At 63.9% G+C, this 14,406-nt stretch carries 15 protein-coding genes; 8 read left to right on the top strand and 7 right to left on the bottom strand.

The window, feature by feature from the left end:
- Window positions 1–35: 35 nt before the first annotated feature.
- Complete coding sequence (locus M0R89_RS02605; RefSeq protein ID WP_248651009.1) at window positions 36–743, top strand: DUF1405 domain-containing protein; 708 nt, start codon at window positions 36–38, stop codon at window positions 741–743.
- Between the two features lie 40 nt (window positions 744–783).
- Window positions 784–1,776, top strand: a complete 993-nt coding sequence (locus M0R89_RS02600; protein WP_248651008.1) for an FRG domain-containing protein — start codon at window positions 784–786, stop codon at window positions 1,774–1,776.
- Between the two features lie 19 nt (window positions 1,777–1,795).
- Here the strand turns inward: M0R89_RS02600 and M0R89_RS02595 are convergent, their stop codons facing one another.
- Entirely contained in the window at window positions 1,796–2,683 is an 888-nt protein-coding gene (locus M0R89_RS02595) for an HFX_2341 family transcriptional regulator (protein WP_248651007.1), read from the bottom strand.
- Window positions 2,684–3,494: 811 nt separating this feature from the next.
- On the opposite strand from M0R89_RS02595, the gene M0R89_RS02590 reads away from it, so the two are divergent.
- Both M0R89_RS02590 and M0R89_RS02585 read left to right on the top strand, forming a co-directional pair.
- On the top strand, window positions 3,495–3,944 hold the full coding sequence (locus tag M0R89_RS02590) for a DUF2240 family protein (protein WP_248651006.1): 450 nt from the start codon (window positions 3,495–3,497) through the stop codon (window positions 3,942–3,944).
- Window positions 3,945–4,098: 154 nt separating this feature from the next.
- A complete protein-coding gene (locus tag M0R89_RS02585; RefSeq protein WP_248651005.1) occupies window positions 4,099–4,482 on the top strand; it encodes a DUF7993 family protein in 384 nt (127 codons plus the stop codon).
- Here the strand turns inward: M0R89_RS02585 and M0R89_RS02580 are convergent.
- Window positions 4,477–5,133, bottom strand: coding sequence for an HAD family hydrolase (locus tag M0R89_RS02580; protein ID WP_248651004.1), 657 nt, complete (start codon window positions 5,131–5,133; stop codon window positions 4,477–4,479). The two genes, M0R89_RS02585 and M0R89_RS02580, sit on opposite strands and share 6 nt — an antisense overlap.
- 137 nt (window positions 5,134–5,270) lie before the next feature.
- Between M0R89_RS02580 and pyrF the strand changes: the two genes are divergently transcribed.
- Entirely contained in the window at window positions 5,271–6,188 is a 918-nt protein-coding gene (gene pyrF / locus M0R89_RS02575; protein ID WP_248651003.1) for an orotidine-5'-phosphate decarboxylase, read from the top strand.
- An 18-nt stretch (window positions 6,189–6,206) separates the two neighbouring features.
- Here pyrF and M0R89_RS02570 read toward each other — a convergent pair whose 3' ends face one another.
- Entirely contained in the window at window positions 6,207–6,413 is a 207-nt protein-coding gene (locus M0R89_RS02570; RefSeq protein WP_248651002.1) for a hypothetical protein, read from the bottom strand.
- Between the two features lie 174 nt (window positions 6,414–6,587).
- Between M0R89_RS02570 and M0R89_RS02565 the strand changes: the two genes are divergently transcribed.
- Window positions 6,588–7,232 (top strand): hypothetical protein, encoded by a 645-nt coding sequence (locus M0R89_RS02565; RefSeq protein ID WP_248651001.1) that lies wholly within the window; start codon window positions 6,588–6,590, stop codon window positions 7,230–7,232.
- A 366-nt stretch (window positions 7,233–7,598) separates the two neighbouring features.
- Complete coding sequence (locus M0R89_RS02560; RefSeq protein ID WP_248651000.1) at window positions 7,599–8,267, top strand: DNA methyltransferase; 669 nt, start codon at window positions 7,599–7,601, stop codon at window positions 8,265–8,267.
- Between the two features lie 449 nt (window positions 8,268–8,716).
- Here the strand turns inward: M0R89_RS02560 and mptA are convergent, their stop codons facing one another.
- Both mptA and M0R89_RS02550 read right to left on the bottom strand, forming a co-directional pair.
- Window positions 8,717–9,643, bottom strand: a complete 927-nt coding sequence (mptA, locus tag M0R89_RS02555) for a GTP cyclohydrolase MptA (RefSeq protein WP_248650999.1) — start codon at window positions 9,641–9,643, stop codon at window positions 8,717–8,719.
- Between the two features lie 76 nt (window positions 9,644–9,719).
- Window positions 9,720–10,541, bottom strand: a complete 822-nt coding sequence (locus M0R89_RS02550) for an NAD(+)/NADH kinase (protein ID WP_248650998.1) — start codon at window positions 10,539–10,541, stop codon at window positions 9,720–9,722.
- A gap of 120 nt (window positions 10,542–10,661) precedes the next feature.
- Here M0R89_RS02550 and M0R89_RS02545 point away from each other — a divergent pair, with 120 nt between their 5' ends.
- Window positions 10,662–11,990 (top strand): KaiC domain-containing protein, encoded by a 1,329-nt coding sequence (locus tag M0R89_RS02545; RefSeq protein WP_248650997.1) that lies wholly within the window; start codon window positions 10,662–10,664, stop codon window positions 11,988–11,990.
- A 172-nt stretch (window positions 11,991–12,162) separates the two neighbouring features.
- Here M0R89_RS02545 and M0R89_RS02540 read toward each other — a convergent pair whose 3' ends face one another.
- Together M0R89_RS02540 and M0R89_RS02535 are read right to left on the bottom strand one after the other, a co-directional pair.
- Window positions 12,163–12,591 carry a universal stress protein gene (locus M0R89_RS02540; protein ID WP_248650996.1) on the bottom strand — a complete coding sequence of 143 codons (429 nt, stop codon included), beginning with the start codon at window positions 12,589–12,591 and terminating at the stop codon, window positions 12,163–12,165.
- A 33-nt stretch (window positions 12,592–12,624) separates the two neighbouring features.
- Window positions 12,625–14,349, bottom strand: a complete 1,725-nt coding sequence (locus M0R89_RS02535; RefSeq protein ID WP_248650995.1) for a sensor histidine kinase — start codon at window positions 14,347–14,349, stop codon at window positions 12,625–12,627.
- Window positions 14,350–14,406: the final 57 nt, after the last annotated feature.

Here is a 14,406-nt window from a genome sequence, read left to right as displayed (position 1 = left end):
CCAAAGCTTTGCGCCGGACGTGAGACGACTCGGGTATGCTTCCGGACCGCGCCGACCTGCCGCGGTATCTCGCGCCCCTCCCGGAGTCGCTGGAGGACTTCGCGCTTCGGTTCGCGTGGGTCATCGTCGCAGTCAATCTCGCCGGGACCGCGTTCGGCTTCTGGTACTACGGCTTCCATCCGCTCCCGCTCTCGGACCCGCTGATAACGTGGCAGTTCGCGGTCGAACCGCCGGTGATGTGGCCGTTCGTCCCCGACAGCCCGATTGCCACGCTATTCATCGCGGCCAGTCTCGCGCTCTGGAAACTCGGTCGCAACTCCGAGGTCGTCAACGCCTTGGCCTTCTTCGGCTGTCTCAAACTCGGTCTCTGGACGCCGTTCACCCTGTTGGCGTTCATGGAGGGCTTCTCGTACAACTCGGTGCTGATGTACAACTTCCTGTTCTGGAGCCACCTCGGCATGGTCGCCGAGGCGTTCCTGATTCATCGGTACAGCGACTTCCCGGTCGGCGCGGTGCTGGTCGCGGTGGTCTGGTACGGGTTCAACGACGTGGTGGACTACTTCCTCCCCGTCGTCGGTACACCCCACCACACCGCGCTGCCCGGTCAGGAGGCGCTGGTCGAGGGGTTCTCCCACCCCTCGCCGACCCACGAAATCGCGGCGGCCGGAGCGGTCGTGATAACCGTCGCAGCGACGTTTCTCGCGCTGGCGACGCGGGTGAAGAAGTTGGAAGCGAGAACGTAGGCGCGGAACGCTGAAGTGGCAGACCTGAGAGGGAAGCGGTATGAACGAGATTCGGGTCAGAAGCTGGGAGCACCTCCAGTCGCTCCTCTTCGAAGACGAGCAGAACGAGGACCTCGGGCGGTATCGTTCGCCGTACGTCTTCCGAGGCCAGTCGGACGTCGAGTACGACCTCCGGACCTCGCTGATTCGACTCATCGAGGAACAGGACGAGGATGCGGACACTCCTCCAGTCGAGAAGTACGAGAATATCGAAAGCCACCTGCTCCGGAATTTCAGCAAGTACGCGTATCAGGATGTTCCAACTCAGTCTGTATGGCACCTCCTTTCGGTAGCACAACACCACGGGCTTCCAACACGGTTACTCGATTGGACGTTCTCGCCTCTCGTCGCTGCACACTTCACAACGGAGAATACAGAGAAATTCGATTCAGAAGGAGTCATCTGGCGAGTAAATCAGAGAAAGGCTCACGAGCAACTTCCGGACGTGCTGTCTCACGTTCTCAAAGAGGAGCAATCGAGCATCTTCACGGTAGATATGTTGGACGGGGCAGTCCCGTCAATCGTTGAGGAGAAAGAAAGAGTCCGTGATATTAGACGAGAGATGGAACCCGAGATTCGGAAGTCTAAATCGATGGAGGAGAAGCGGAGGGAGTGGGAAAAACAATTTACGGTCGATCCGGAGTCAATCTCCTTCCCGAGCGTTCAGGATTCACTTAGAGAATTCGATGAACTGGGGCACTTCGCTCTCTTTTTCGAACCGCCGTCCCTTGACGAACGAATAATTAATCAATCTGCACTCTTCTCAGTGATGCCAAGTCCGAACGCGAAGTTAGATGAGTGGCTTGAGGACAATCCCGGAGTCGGGGACAAAATAATCATCCCAGCTGATTTGAAACCACAGATCCGGGATTATTTAGACCAAGCAAACATCACTGAGCGAGTTCTGTTCCCCGGACTTGACGGACTTGCGGACTGGCTCAAACGGTACTATACGCCGAAACACAAGTGGGAATCATTGACGCCGGACGAATGAAGACAAGCGGAGTCACCAATCAATCGCCGTTTGCGTGCGCTCGGACCCACAGCTCTCCGATTCTCGACAGGCGCGTTCGGTAGGACTTCCCGTGTTCCTCCTGCTCGATGTACCCCTTGCCGCCCGGTCCCAACCTATCGACGTTGTAGATGACCTTCGACCGGAAGCTGTCGGTGTACTCCTCGTTCAGTTCGCGAGCGAGGGCTTCCGCGAGTTCCGAGACCGACTCGAACTCGCCCTCCTCGCCGAGTTTGAACAGGATGACCTCCTCGAAGGGCTTGACGTTCGAGAACAGCGCGACGGGGAGTTCCACGATGTGGTCGCCGTCGATTTCCTTCGCGCCGATGGTGGTGCCGCGCTCGTCGAACTCCGAGAGCAGGTCGCGGGCGCTCCCGAGTCGCTCCTCGATGCGGTCGTCCTCGACCTCTCCGGAGAGGTCCTCGAGCAGGTCCATCTGACGGCGAAGCTCCTCGGCGAGTTCGGTTTCGAGGTACTTCTCCGGGGCGGTGTAGTAGGTGTGAATCTTCTCGCGGTCCTCCTCGCGTTCGACCATCACGGAGTGGGCCGCGGTGGCGAACGCGAAGCTGACGGTCCGGGGCATCGCGGAGATGTTGACCCAGACTTCCCGGCCTTCGTCCAGTTCGGCGTTGATGAGGTCGTAGGCCTGCTCGAAGGCGGCGTCGTAGTCGTACACGTCCGCGACCACGACGCGCTCGGTGGTCGCCCCGAGCAGGTTCCGGAAGTCCTGCTCCAACCTCTGGGAGAGGTTCCGGGAGTACTCGACGTTGGCCTCGCTCCCGACCGCGCCCTCCAGCAGGATGACGCGGTCCACGTCCAACTGGTCGCGCACGAGCGGCGCGATGAGCCGGTCGTAGTCGAATCCGACCGGGACGATGTGGGTCTGCATATGCTGTACTTAGCAGGGACGTTTATTAATCCCCTCAAGTGGCGTACGGTTCAATTACACATCGTTCTTGCTTGCCCCTTCGCCGTCATGGACTTCACAAGAACCGATAAAGGCTATCGGCTTAATCGTTTGACAGACAAGGACTCTCGGGCACAAGCGTCATTCCGGTGCTAACCAAAGTTGAGAAGCGGGGTAATATGCCGTATTTCAGACGTATTATATCGTAGTGTCAAAATCAAAGGGAGATTTGAGTTCAGGTCTCGAAGTCGGTAGCTATCTATTGAGAGCTGTAATCTATCATATGAAACATGTCGGGTAGGAATGGATAGAGGGCGGTCGGGATACAGATTTAGGTTATCGCGTCAAAAGCCACAGTAGGAGACCGACAACACCGACAACAGCACCGACGACAAAATACGTTATCTGAAGCGGTGCGAACAACGCAACCCGTTCTAACCCGAATCCTACCACCGAGTAGACTCCAATACCGATGAAGAAGATGGACAAGTTAAGGACTCGGCTAATGGCGGAATGGGTCGGCTTAAGCTCACTGACAGATTCTGTTTCATTTGATTCTGACATCGTATCCAACAATGGATATCAATACCTCATTAAAATATTGGCCAGTTAGAAATCATGATGCGTCGAATACTCCAGAGTAAATGCGGTACTGTCGACCAGCGACTGCGGCCGACCGGGGCTTTCTGAAACGGCACGACCTCGAGATACTCCAATTCGTCTATAATTTTCCCGACACTTCTCCGCCGCAGAACCGCCACCTTTACCCAGATTACCGCCCCGATTCAGACCGATGAGCCTCCGAAGTGCAGTCGCCGCTCCGTTCCAGCAGAAGGGCCGCGAGTCGATGCCCGAGAGCGAGTTCGTCGTCGCGCTGTCGCTGGACCGCGACTGGTTCTCGCCCGACCAAGCCGAGCGACTCGTGGACGTAGCGACCGGACAGGGCCTGCTCGCCCGGGAGGACGGCGAAGTCGTCGCCGAGTTCGACCCGAGCGAGGCCGAGATTCCCGAGGAGTTCGTCCCCGACGAGTCCATCCTGCAGGAGCAGTCCACCTTCGAGAAACTGCTCGACAAGGTGGTCTCGGCCGGGACCGACAAGCAGACCGCGGTGGCCGAAATCAACGACCTGCAGGGTCGCCTCGGCGTGACCATCGAGGCCGCCGCGGTGGTCTACGCCCGGCGGCGCGGCGTGGACGCCAGCGCGGAGGCCGCCGAGGCCCGCGAGGAACTGAAAGGCGAGTAGGCGCGCGAGTCCGATTTCGAAGTTCGGCCCGTTCGCTCCGCCACTTCATCTCACCGGGTGGTCCGTCGCATCGAGCGCGCCCCGTCCGGGCCGTCGCCGCGCCGACGCGACCGAAAGCCGAAGGCTGATTCGCCCGCGGTCCGACTCTCCGGGCATGGTCGAGGACCGAACCACCGACGGCAAACGCATCGCGCAACTGCTCTCCTCCGAGGTGTCGAGTCGCGAGGACTCCGGACTCGACGCCCTCGAAGTCGTCAACGCCGAACCCGACGTGGAACCGTCGGCCGACGGCGAACTGGCGTACGAAGTCGCCGTCGGGGATGGCGCGGCCGACGACTCCATCCTCGCGGCAGTCTACGTCCAAGAGGACCGGGTCCGCGTCGAGTTCCGCGAGCGCGTGGACGCCGCGGCCGAGGCCGCCGAGGAGGCCGACCTCCGGGTCCGTCCGAAGGCGGTTCGACCGCCGCGAACGCTCGTCTTCGTGGAGGACGGCGCGGCGGTCAAGCGCGCGACCGACGTGTTCGTTTCGGTGTTATAGGGTCTTCAGTACCTCCGGCAACTCGGTCGCCAGCGCGTCGCGCGAGACGTGGGCGTCGGCGTCGGGATGCGGGTCGGGACCGTCGTCGAAGACGACTTGCACCGCGTACATGCCGGCGTTTTTCGCGCCCTCTACGTCGGCCTCGGGGTCGTCGCCGACGTAGACCGCGTCCTCGGATTCGACGCCGAGGTCCGCGAGGACGGCCTCGAAGGCGCGCTCGTCGGGCTTTCCGGCGTCGAGGTCGCCCGTGATGACGACCGCGTCGAAGTTGTCCACCCAGTCGAAGCGGTCGAGTTTGCTCTGCTGGGCGTCGGTCGGCCCGTTCGTGAGCAAGCCGAGCGCGTACTCCTCCCGGAGGTCCGCGAGCAGACCCGCCACGCCGTCGACCGACACCAGCGAGTCGGCGACCTTCTCGCGGTAGGCCGCGGCCAACTCCTCGGGGTCGGTGTCGTCGCCCTCGGGGAGGATGTCGGCGAAGATGGGCACTCGGTCGGGGCTATCGAGGTGCCGGGAGTGAGCTTCGAGATATTCCTCGCGGGATAGGTCGGGGGCGCTGACCTCCTCAGTGGCGTCGTCCAGCACGGCCTGTCGGGGCCGGTCGGGTACCGTCAGCGTGTAGTCGAAGTCGAAGACGACGGCGGAGAGAGTCATGGCGTGGCCTACTCGGGACTCCCCCTTGAGAGCTACGGGAGCGACCGAATCTACCGCCGTTCCGCGACGCCGACGCGCCCGACGACCCGGAACCTGCCGAAGGCAAGAGCCTTGTCGGACCCGCGGCAACCCCCGGTATGACCGTCTTCGACCGCCTCCGCGAGCGAACCCGGCGGACGGAGGGCCTGCTGGCGGTGGGCCTGAACCCCGACCGCTCGCGGCTTCCCGACGACTGCCGGGAGTACGACTACCCCCGGCGGGCGTTCACGCGCCGAATCGTGGACGCGACCCACGACAGTGTCGCCGCCTACACCGTCAACCCGGCGTACTACGCCGACGCGGAGGGGTGGACCGCGCTGGCCGAGACCGTCGCCTACGCTCGGGGCCGGGGCGTCCCGGTCGTCCTCGACGGCAAGTACGCCGACCTGCCCGACCCGAGCGCCGACCTCCTCGACCGGGTGGACGCCGTGACGGTCTCGCCGTATCTCGGCCGCGCCGCCCTCCGGCCCGCGTTCGACTCGGACCTCGGGGTCTTCGTGACCTGCCGGACGCCAAACCCGGGCGCGGCGGACCTGCAGGACCAGCGGATTGCGACCGGGGAAAACGAGGGGCAAGCCTGCGCCACCGGTGAGAAAGACTTCGGCGACGCCGGAGACGAGGGCGACGACGAGAGCGACGGGGAATCTGACGCCGAAGAGCCGACGCTGGCCGACGGCGTCGCAGACCTCGCGGCGTCGTGGGCCGCCGACGCGCGTGCCGACGTGGGCCTGCTGGTCGGCGGGTCGAGCGACGACCTCCAGCGACTCCGGGAGCGCGCGCCCGACCTGCCGTTCCTCGCGGTCGGCGGCGCTCGCAACGACCCCGAAGTCGCGGCGCACGTCGCGCCCGACGGCGGCGCGAACGAAGCCGTCGGACTGGTCGAAGCCACCCGAGAAGTCCTCTACGCGGGCGAGACCGCCGGTCGCAGTCGGACGCCCGGGCGGGACGACCACGCCGCGGCGGCGGGCCAGTCGGCCCGCCGACTCGCCCGTCAACTGAACCGCCACCGGGAGTGACGGCGGCCGTCGCGCGACTCAGAACCGCATCACTTCGTCGTCGTCGAGGTCGTCGGGGCTTACCGCGCCCTCGTCGGGGCCGCCCCGTTCGACGGTCGCGGCGCACTGCGCGCAGAGACCCCGCGTCTCGTCCCAGTGGTCCTCACACGCGAGGGTCCCGCAGTTGGGGCAGGAGTGTTCGGCTTCGTTCTGCTCGCAGATTTGACAGAGACCTGTGACACTCATTGGCGTCTCACTCGCCTTCGATAGGGCGTCGAGGCGTATGAGTGTGTGGGAGTACTGGGCACGGTAGCGGCGAGACGGGGCGGGAGCGGAGAAAACGTGAGTATGGGGAGGTAGCGATTCTCCGCATCAGAAACGGATATGTACCGGGTGTGCGATGTTCGGGGAAGACGAACCATGAAAGGCACATCGGTCGTGGTTCTCGTGGGTCTGGTCGTCGTTCTCGCCGGACTCGCCATGCCATCGACTCAGACGAACACCGTCGAGGGGTGCGTGGAGGGCGAGCGAGCGGTCTCGGGGGACGGATACTGTTCGGGGATAGAGTCGTCGGCGGAAGTCACTACGCCGAACCCGGCGAAAGCGCCGACCATCGGATTCGGGTTCCTGCTCGTCCTCGTCGGCGGCGCGATGAGTTACAGCGCCGGACGCAGCGGCGGAAGGTCGGACGACCGGAGCGACACCGTCCTGCGGGTCAGTGGCGAGGTAGTGGACCGAGACACCGGCGAGACCACGACGCTGGCGCTCCCGGTTCACACGGACAGCGTCGACGCGGCGACGAGACGGTTCGAGTCGCGATGCCGCAGTGAAGGATACGACGTAGCGGGCGACCCGAGCGTGGACGTGGAGTCGAAATCCGATAACTCGCCCGGACCCGAACCAGCGCGAGTCGCCGACGGCACTGGTGAGAGCGGCAACCTCGTCGTCCGGCGGTGGCGGGCGGCGGACGGCGTGCTCGAGAAGGCGTATCTAGCCGTCGTCGGACTGCTCATCTTCTGGGGCGGTCTCGTGGTCGTCCTCGCGATACTTGGGAGCGTCGCGTAGGGAGAGCGACGAACGACGTCCCGCAGTGCGCTCGAAATTCTCCGTGCGGGCGGAGTCAGCGGAGAACGTCTTCAGAGAGGCGTTACTTGTCGAGCTCTTCGCGGAGCGACCCGACCTCGGCCACGCGCTCGGCGTGGGCGTTGTGCTGGTAGAAGACGAGCGCTTTCGCTCGTCGACACCGCTAAATACTTCTCAGGCCCGCCACCAAAACTGACAAACATCTGCCTTGAGCACGTACTGAATAGATGGTACATAGTCCACAATTACTCTGAGTTCTGGAATCGGATTTAGTCCAGACCGATTATTGGTCAGCAGAGTAGAATGAGATCCGGAACTTTAACGATTGATCAACGAATTGGACAGAGTATGAAAACTTTTCGCTCGTTTGAATACACACATGAGAAGGAGTTACCGACGGGTCACACTAACGAGATTCGTGCTCCAGAGGCTCTTGTTGAGGAGTTTTTAACGGAGTATTCCAGCCCCGGAGATCGAGTCCTCGATATTTTCGCCGGATACGGAACGACTCTCACGGTTGCAGAGCAATTAGACCGAATTCCGTATGGTCTTGAGTACGAACCCGAACGCGCCTCCTATATTAAGGAACAAATCCAACATTCTGACAACGTTCGTCAAGGAGACGTTCTCGAATTAGACCCTTCGTGGTTCCCGGCCTGCGACTGTTGTTACACCTCACCGCCATTTATGGTGCAGTCAGATCACCGCAATCCCTTGCAGAATTACAGCGGAGAAAGTACGTACAAGGAGTACCTCGACGACCTCGAAACTGCGTTCACTCGTCTCGAATCAGTACTAACGTCCAATGCGACCGTCATCGTTGATGTTACAAATATGAAATTTGAAGGACGGGTGACTCCCTTGGCGTGGGATGTCGCCAAACGTGTCTCGAACGTCTTTCACTTCGAAGGAGAAACGGTAATCACCTGGAAGAGTACCGCCAACGACGGGGAGGAATCCTTTGGCTACGGCTACGACCACTCCTACTGTCACATATTTACGACCGGCGATGAGTGAGGGGTTGATATGCCGTTCCACCAGCCAAGTTACTCATAATTGACAAGAACCGCGGGATACATTCGCACCACTTATTTATCAAAAGGAGCCTTCTCTTCTCCTCAGCGTATTCACAATCAGGGCCACCTCAATCTACATTTGACGTGATGTTCCCAGACAACCCAAACCAGAATCTGTCGGGCGGAAAAGTATTTATCTGGCAAAATAATTAAAGAAATATCGCACGACACAGAAGGGGACACTGCACGAGCGGAGATGGGTCTCCTCAGAGATAATTGACTTAAAGGGAGGTCGAATGCACTTCCGAAGGTTTATGTATTTAATTTCTTATAAATTAGATGTAATCGCTATACGGCAGAGACCACGCCCACATGACGTAACAGAATGTAAGCGTCTGAGTCGGCGCTATCAGTGGATCGGATTCAGGAGAAGAAACCCTCTCGACGGCTTTAGCCGTCGAGTTCCTCGCGAAGCGACCCGACCTCGGCCACGCGCTCGGCGTGGGCGTTGTGCTGGTGGATGGACTCGTCGTTGCTCTGTTTCATCGTCACCACGGCGTCGTCCGGCAGGTCGGGGAACTCCGAGACCACGCCCTCGGCCATGTCGCGCACGCAGTCCTCGACGAACTTGGCGTTCGCGTGGGCCTCGAAGGTCATGTGGTCCTCGTCGGGGCGCTTGGCGAGGTTGTAGATGCGGGCGCTCATCGAGTCGCGCGCGACCTCGATGAGGTCCATCAGGTCGACCTCGGGCGCGCCCTCGCTCTCGACGGTCAGGGTCGCGTGGCCGCGCTGGGAGTGGCCCGCCTGCGGGACCTCCTGAAGGAACTCCCGGACCTCCTCCTCGCCGACGCCGAGCGATTCGAGTTTCTCACGGGCGGTCTGACCCATCATGCCCTGCGAGCAGGGACAGACCGTCATGCCCGTGACGCGCGCGCCGATTTCCTCGCGGGTTCCCTCGTCGGTCGCCGTCGCGCTGGCGAGGATGTCGGCGGTCGCCTGCGTCGGCCGGTCGCTCTCGGGCGTCCGGTCCTTTATCATGTACTCGGCCTCCATCTTGACCTCGGCCTTCGAGGTGTAGTCGTGCTTGTCGAGGAGTCGCTCGGCGGCCTCGCCGCAGACGTCCTCGACGCGGTAGGTGGGTTCGCTCACCGCGTCCTCCAGAATCTCGTCGACGACCTCCATGTTGCGACTCATGTCCGCGCCCTTCCGCCAACTCGGCAGGTCGACCAGTACTTCGAACTCCGCGGTCAGCACGATGGGTCGCTTCTCGGGACGAGCGAGTTCGACCAACTTCTTGACGCCAGTCACGCCGACGCGGTTCAGTCCCACGGTCACGTCGGGTTCCGAGGCCTGAACGTCCGGCAGTTGTTCGTCCATTATCGCATCGTAGCCAATCCGACGGATTAGGGCTTTCCTTTCCGGAAAGGCTCGGCGGGTCGGTCGTCCGACCCTCTCAGTCGAGTTTCCCGAGGGCCTCGAAGAAGTCGCTGGAGGGTTCGGCGATGCGGGTCGGTTCCGGGTCGGCGCGGACCCGGACCGACTCGGGCATCTCGAACCGCTTGCGGGTGCTGTCGGAACTCACGTAGCCGAACTCCGCGCCCGTCGCCCGAATCTCGACCGCAGCGTCGCCCGGCACGACCAGCGGCGGCATCGACTCGGCGGCGCACATCTCCGTGACGACGAGCGCGTCGGCGTCGGGGTGGACGAGCGGACCGCCCTCGCTCAGGTTGTACGCGGTGCTTCCGGTCGGGGTCGAGACCAGCACGCCGTCGCCGCGGCCGGCGGTGAAGGTGCGGTCGTCCACCCGGACCTCGTAGTCGAGGCCCTCGCCGTGGCCCCGCTGTGGTCCCTGCACGACGATTTCGTTCAGCGCGGGGTGAACCGACCACTCGCCGTCGCCCTCGGCCCGGAGGCGGGGCACGTCCCGCGAAGGAATCGTGTCGGTCTCGCGGTATCCGGCGACGACCGCCTCGACCGTCTCGACCGCGTCGTCGGGCGCGACGCCGTTCAGGAACCCGACCTCGCCGAGGTTGACGCCCAGAATCGGCGTCGGTCCCGCGCCGCGGGCCGCGAAGAGGAAGGTGCCGTCGCCGCCGATGGACACCACGAGGTCGCAGTCGTCCATCTCGTCGACGGGGCGGCCCTCGAGGTCCAACCGCTCTGCGGTCGCGTCGTCCAATCGGACCGACACCTCGTCCGGCAGGGTTTCGCGTATCTGGTCGGCCAGCACGGCGGCCCGCGAGTTGCCCTTCTGCGCGACGATGCCGACTCTCATCGTCGGTAGTTCTCGCCCGGTCCTGAAAAGTCCGCCGACGCGTCGGCGAGAAACATTGAAATGCGGTCGGTCCGAGGTGCCGGACGTGCATCGCGCTCGACCGACGAGGAGGTGGCTCCCGTGACCGAAGACGACGACTGGTTCGAGCGCGCGCTCCGCGAGGAGGAGACCGAGGAAGACGCCGACGAGCGCGGAGTCCGCGATGGCGAAACCGACGACTCGGCGGACGGCGACTCCGTAACCGACGACGCCGAGAACGCCTCCACCGGCGGGTTCGCGGACGCGCCGGACTTCGACGCCGACGCGGACGACGCCACCGAGACCGACGCGGATGCGGCCGACGCCGACGCGGCCGGGTCGCTCGCGGAACCGTCCGAGGACCTGTCGTCCGTGAGCGAATCTTCCGACTCACACTCGTCGGCGGGCGAGTCTTCCGAACCGGAGTCGTCCGCGAGCGAGTCCGCCGCCGGCGGATTCGCGGACGCCGACCCCTACGACGGCGGGGACGACGAGGACCTCTTCGAGGAGGACTTCGCCAGCGCGTTCGAGAGCGCGCCCGGCGCCGGAGGCGGCCCAGACGGCGACGACTTCGGCAGTGGCTTCGGCGGCGAGGCGGCCGGTAGCGACGACGGGGGCTTTGGCGGCGGGGGCGGCGAGTTCGGTATGGGCGGCGACGACTTCGACGGCGGGTTCGGCGGGGGCGAACCCTTCGAGGACGAGGCGTTCGACGACGAGGAGTTCGAGTCCGACATCCCCCGAATCGACCTCGGAATCGAGGGCCTCGACAACATGATTCAGGGCGGAGTCCCCGAGCGCTCGCTCGTCACGACCATCGGGTCCGCCGGGACCGGGAAGACGACGTTCGGACTCCAGTTCCTCCACGAGGCGCTCGAACGCGGCGAGAACGCGGTGTTCATCACGCTCGAAGAGAGCCACGACCGCATCGTCAACACCGCGACCGAGAAAGGGTGGGACTTCGACGAGTACGAGCGAGAGGGGAGCCTCGCGGTCATCGACTTGGACCCCATCGAGATGGCGAACAGTCTCACCTCCATCCGCAACGACCTGCCGCGACTGATAGAGGACTTCGGCGCGACCCGCCTCGTGCTGGACTCGGTCTCTCTACTGGAGATGATGTACGACGAGCAGGCCACCCGCCGCAACGAAATCTACGACTTCACCAAGAGCCTGAAGGAGGCCGGGGTCACGACGATGCTCACCAGCGAGGCCAGCGAGGACACCGCCTACGCCTCCCGACACGGCATCATCGAGTACCTCGTGGACGCGGTGTTCGTCCTGCGGTACATCCGGAGTTCCGACGACTTCCGCGAGACCCGACTCGCGGTCGAGATTCAGAAGATTCGGGACGCGAACCACTCCCGGGAAATCAAGCCCTACTCCATCACGAACGAGGGTATTAGCGTCTACCGGCAGGCGAACATCTTCTAGCACTTTTTTCCTCGTCGGGTGTCCTCGCTCGCTCCCTCCGGTCGCTCGCTGTGGGCACCGCTCCTCGAAAAAATCTGCACCAAAAAAGGCCGCTCGCTCACTGCGTTCGCTCGCGGTACGACTGCTGAAACTCGACGTGGAAAGACGAGCCCGCGCTCGACTGTTCGCCGACTCAGCGCACCACCGTCACCGGCATCGAGGCGCGCCGGACCACCGTCTCGGCGACGCTCCCGAGCAGGATTCGCGAGACGCCCGACCGGCCGTGGCTCCCCATCACGATTTGGTCGAAGCCCTCGTCTTCGGCGTACTCCACGATGGTCTGGGACGGACGGCCCATCTCGGTGGCCGAGTCGAGGGTGACGCCGTACTCGTCGGCGACCGCTCGGGCCTCATCGAACATCGCCTCGCTGTCCGCCTTGGCCTCCTCGTACCACTCCTCGGACCCGCCGGGGATGCCGACCGGCGCGCTGTACCCCGCGTCGATGGGGTCGATGACGTGCAGCAGCGTGATGTCGTCGTCGGCGAACTCTTCGAGCGCGTATTCGAGCGCGTCGTCGGACTGGGACGACCCGTCGACGGGGACGAGAATCCGCTTGGTCATGACAGACCGTTGGCGGGGAACGGGGTTAAGCTTTCAGGTCGGTAGAGATGTCTCTTCGTCTACCACTCCCGGCAGTCGGACCGAGACCGTGGTGCCGTCGTCGCGCTCGAAGGAGACGTCGCCGCCGAGCGCGCTCGCACACCACTGCACCACCCAGAGGCCGAGTCCACTCCCGTGTTCGAGCGCGTTCTCGCCGCCCTCGGTCAGGACCGCGATTTCGTGGTCGGGGATTCCCGGCCCGTCGTCGCGCACTTCGAGGACCGCCGACCGCGTGTCGCCGCCCGTCCCGTCGGCCGCCGCGCTCCCGTCGACTAGCGCGACTTCGACGCGGGGGTCGTCGGACCCGTGTTCGAGCGCGTTCTCCACGAGGTTCGAGAGCAGGAGTCGGACGATAGCCGGGTCCGTCTCCAGTTCGAGTCCGTCGGGGACCGCCACCTCGAATCGCCCCGCGGAAGAGCGCTCCCGCACGTCGTCGGCGACGTCGGCGACGAGCGCTGCCAGTTCGGCCCGTCGGGAGTCCCGGTCGCCGTCCATCACCTGCTCGAACTCGCGGGCCTTCTCGCCGAGTTCGGCCAGTTTGCGGCCGTTCCGCCGCACGGTCTCGGCGTGGCGCTCGACGGCGGGGTCGTCGGTGCGCTCGCCGATCAACTCGGCGTAGCCCGTCACCGTGGTCAGGTCGTTGCGGAGGTTGTGCCGCAGGACGCGGTTGAGAACTTGGAGTCGCTGTTCGCGGCGCCTGTCGGCGGTCACGTCCTGAAAGACGAGCGTGTGGCCGACGTGGGTTCCGCTGGAGTCCGACACCGCCGAACTGGTGACGCTGTACTCGCGGCGTTCGCCCTCGATGCGGACGGTCGTGGACTGCTCGCTCGCCGACACGTCGACGTCCGCGTCCACGAGGCCGTGGAGGGGGTCGCCCGCGTTGGCGGTCGCGTCGACGGCGAACACGCGCTCGGCCTCCCCGTTGGCGTCGAGGAGTCGGCGCCTGCTGTCGACGATGACGACCGGCGCGCCGAGGTCGGAGATGGCGGCGCGCTCGCCGATTCGGCGGGCCGCGGGCGTCTGCTCGAACATGTTCCGACGGAAGAACGCGTAGTAGTCGAACCCGAGGTGTATCGCCAGCGCCGTCGTCGTGAGATTCAGGCCTTGCGCGGGACCCAACTCGAACAGCCACGCCAGATTCGCCACGAACGGCGCGACGAGCGACAGCGCGACGGCGACGGTCTGGCCCCGGTAGAGTTCGCCGTAACTGACGAACGCCTCGACGAGCAGGACCATCGCGCCCCCGCCGAGGAAGTAGAAGACGAGCATGGTCACGAACAGCCACGGCTGGTGGGTGTAACTGACCGTGGCCGCGCCGAACACCGGGTCGATGTGGTAGTTGCTCCACGCGACGTGGTGGAGCGGGTTCGTCGCGACCAGCAGGACCGACACGGCCTGAATCGCCGCGACCAGACCCATCCACTTCGACCGGACGAGTTCGCCCCGCCCGGTGTACTGGAGGACGAACCCGAGGAAAAAGACCAGGATGAAGCTCTTCGCGAACCAGATGGGTATCTCGAGCAGCCACCGGAGCGTCGGGTCGAAGACCATCAGCGCGAGTCCGTAGCAACCGGTCCAGACGGCCTCGCAGACGATAGTGGCGATGAACAGCCAGCCGCCGGGTTCGTCCCGATAGCGCCAGAGGTGCCGCAGGAAGTACAGCGACATGGCGAACGCCGCGAGCGGACCGAGCGCCAGCCACGTCGGGGAGACGTCCATCTCGGTCGGTACGTGAGAGCCGACCGGTAAAAAGGTACGCCGAACGCGCCGCCTCGC

This window comes from Halorussus limi (assembly GCF_023238205.1).
Lineage (GTDB): Archaea > Halobacteriota > Halobacteria > Halobacteriales > Haladaptataceae > Halorussus > Halorussus limi.
The sequence above is the reverse complement of the archived record's forward strand: the minus strand, read 5'-3'. Positions and strand labels throughout refer to the sequence as shown.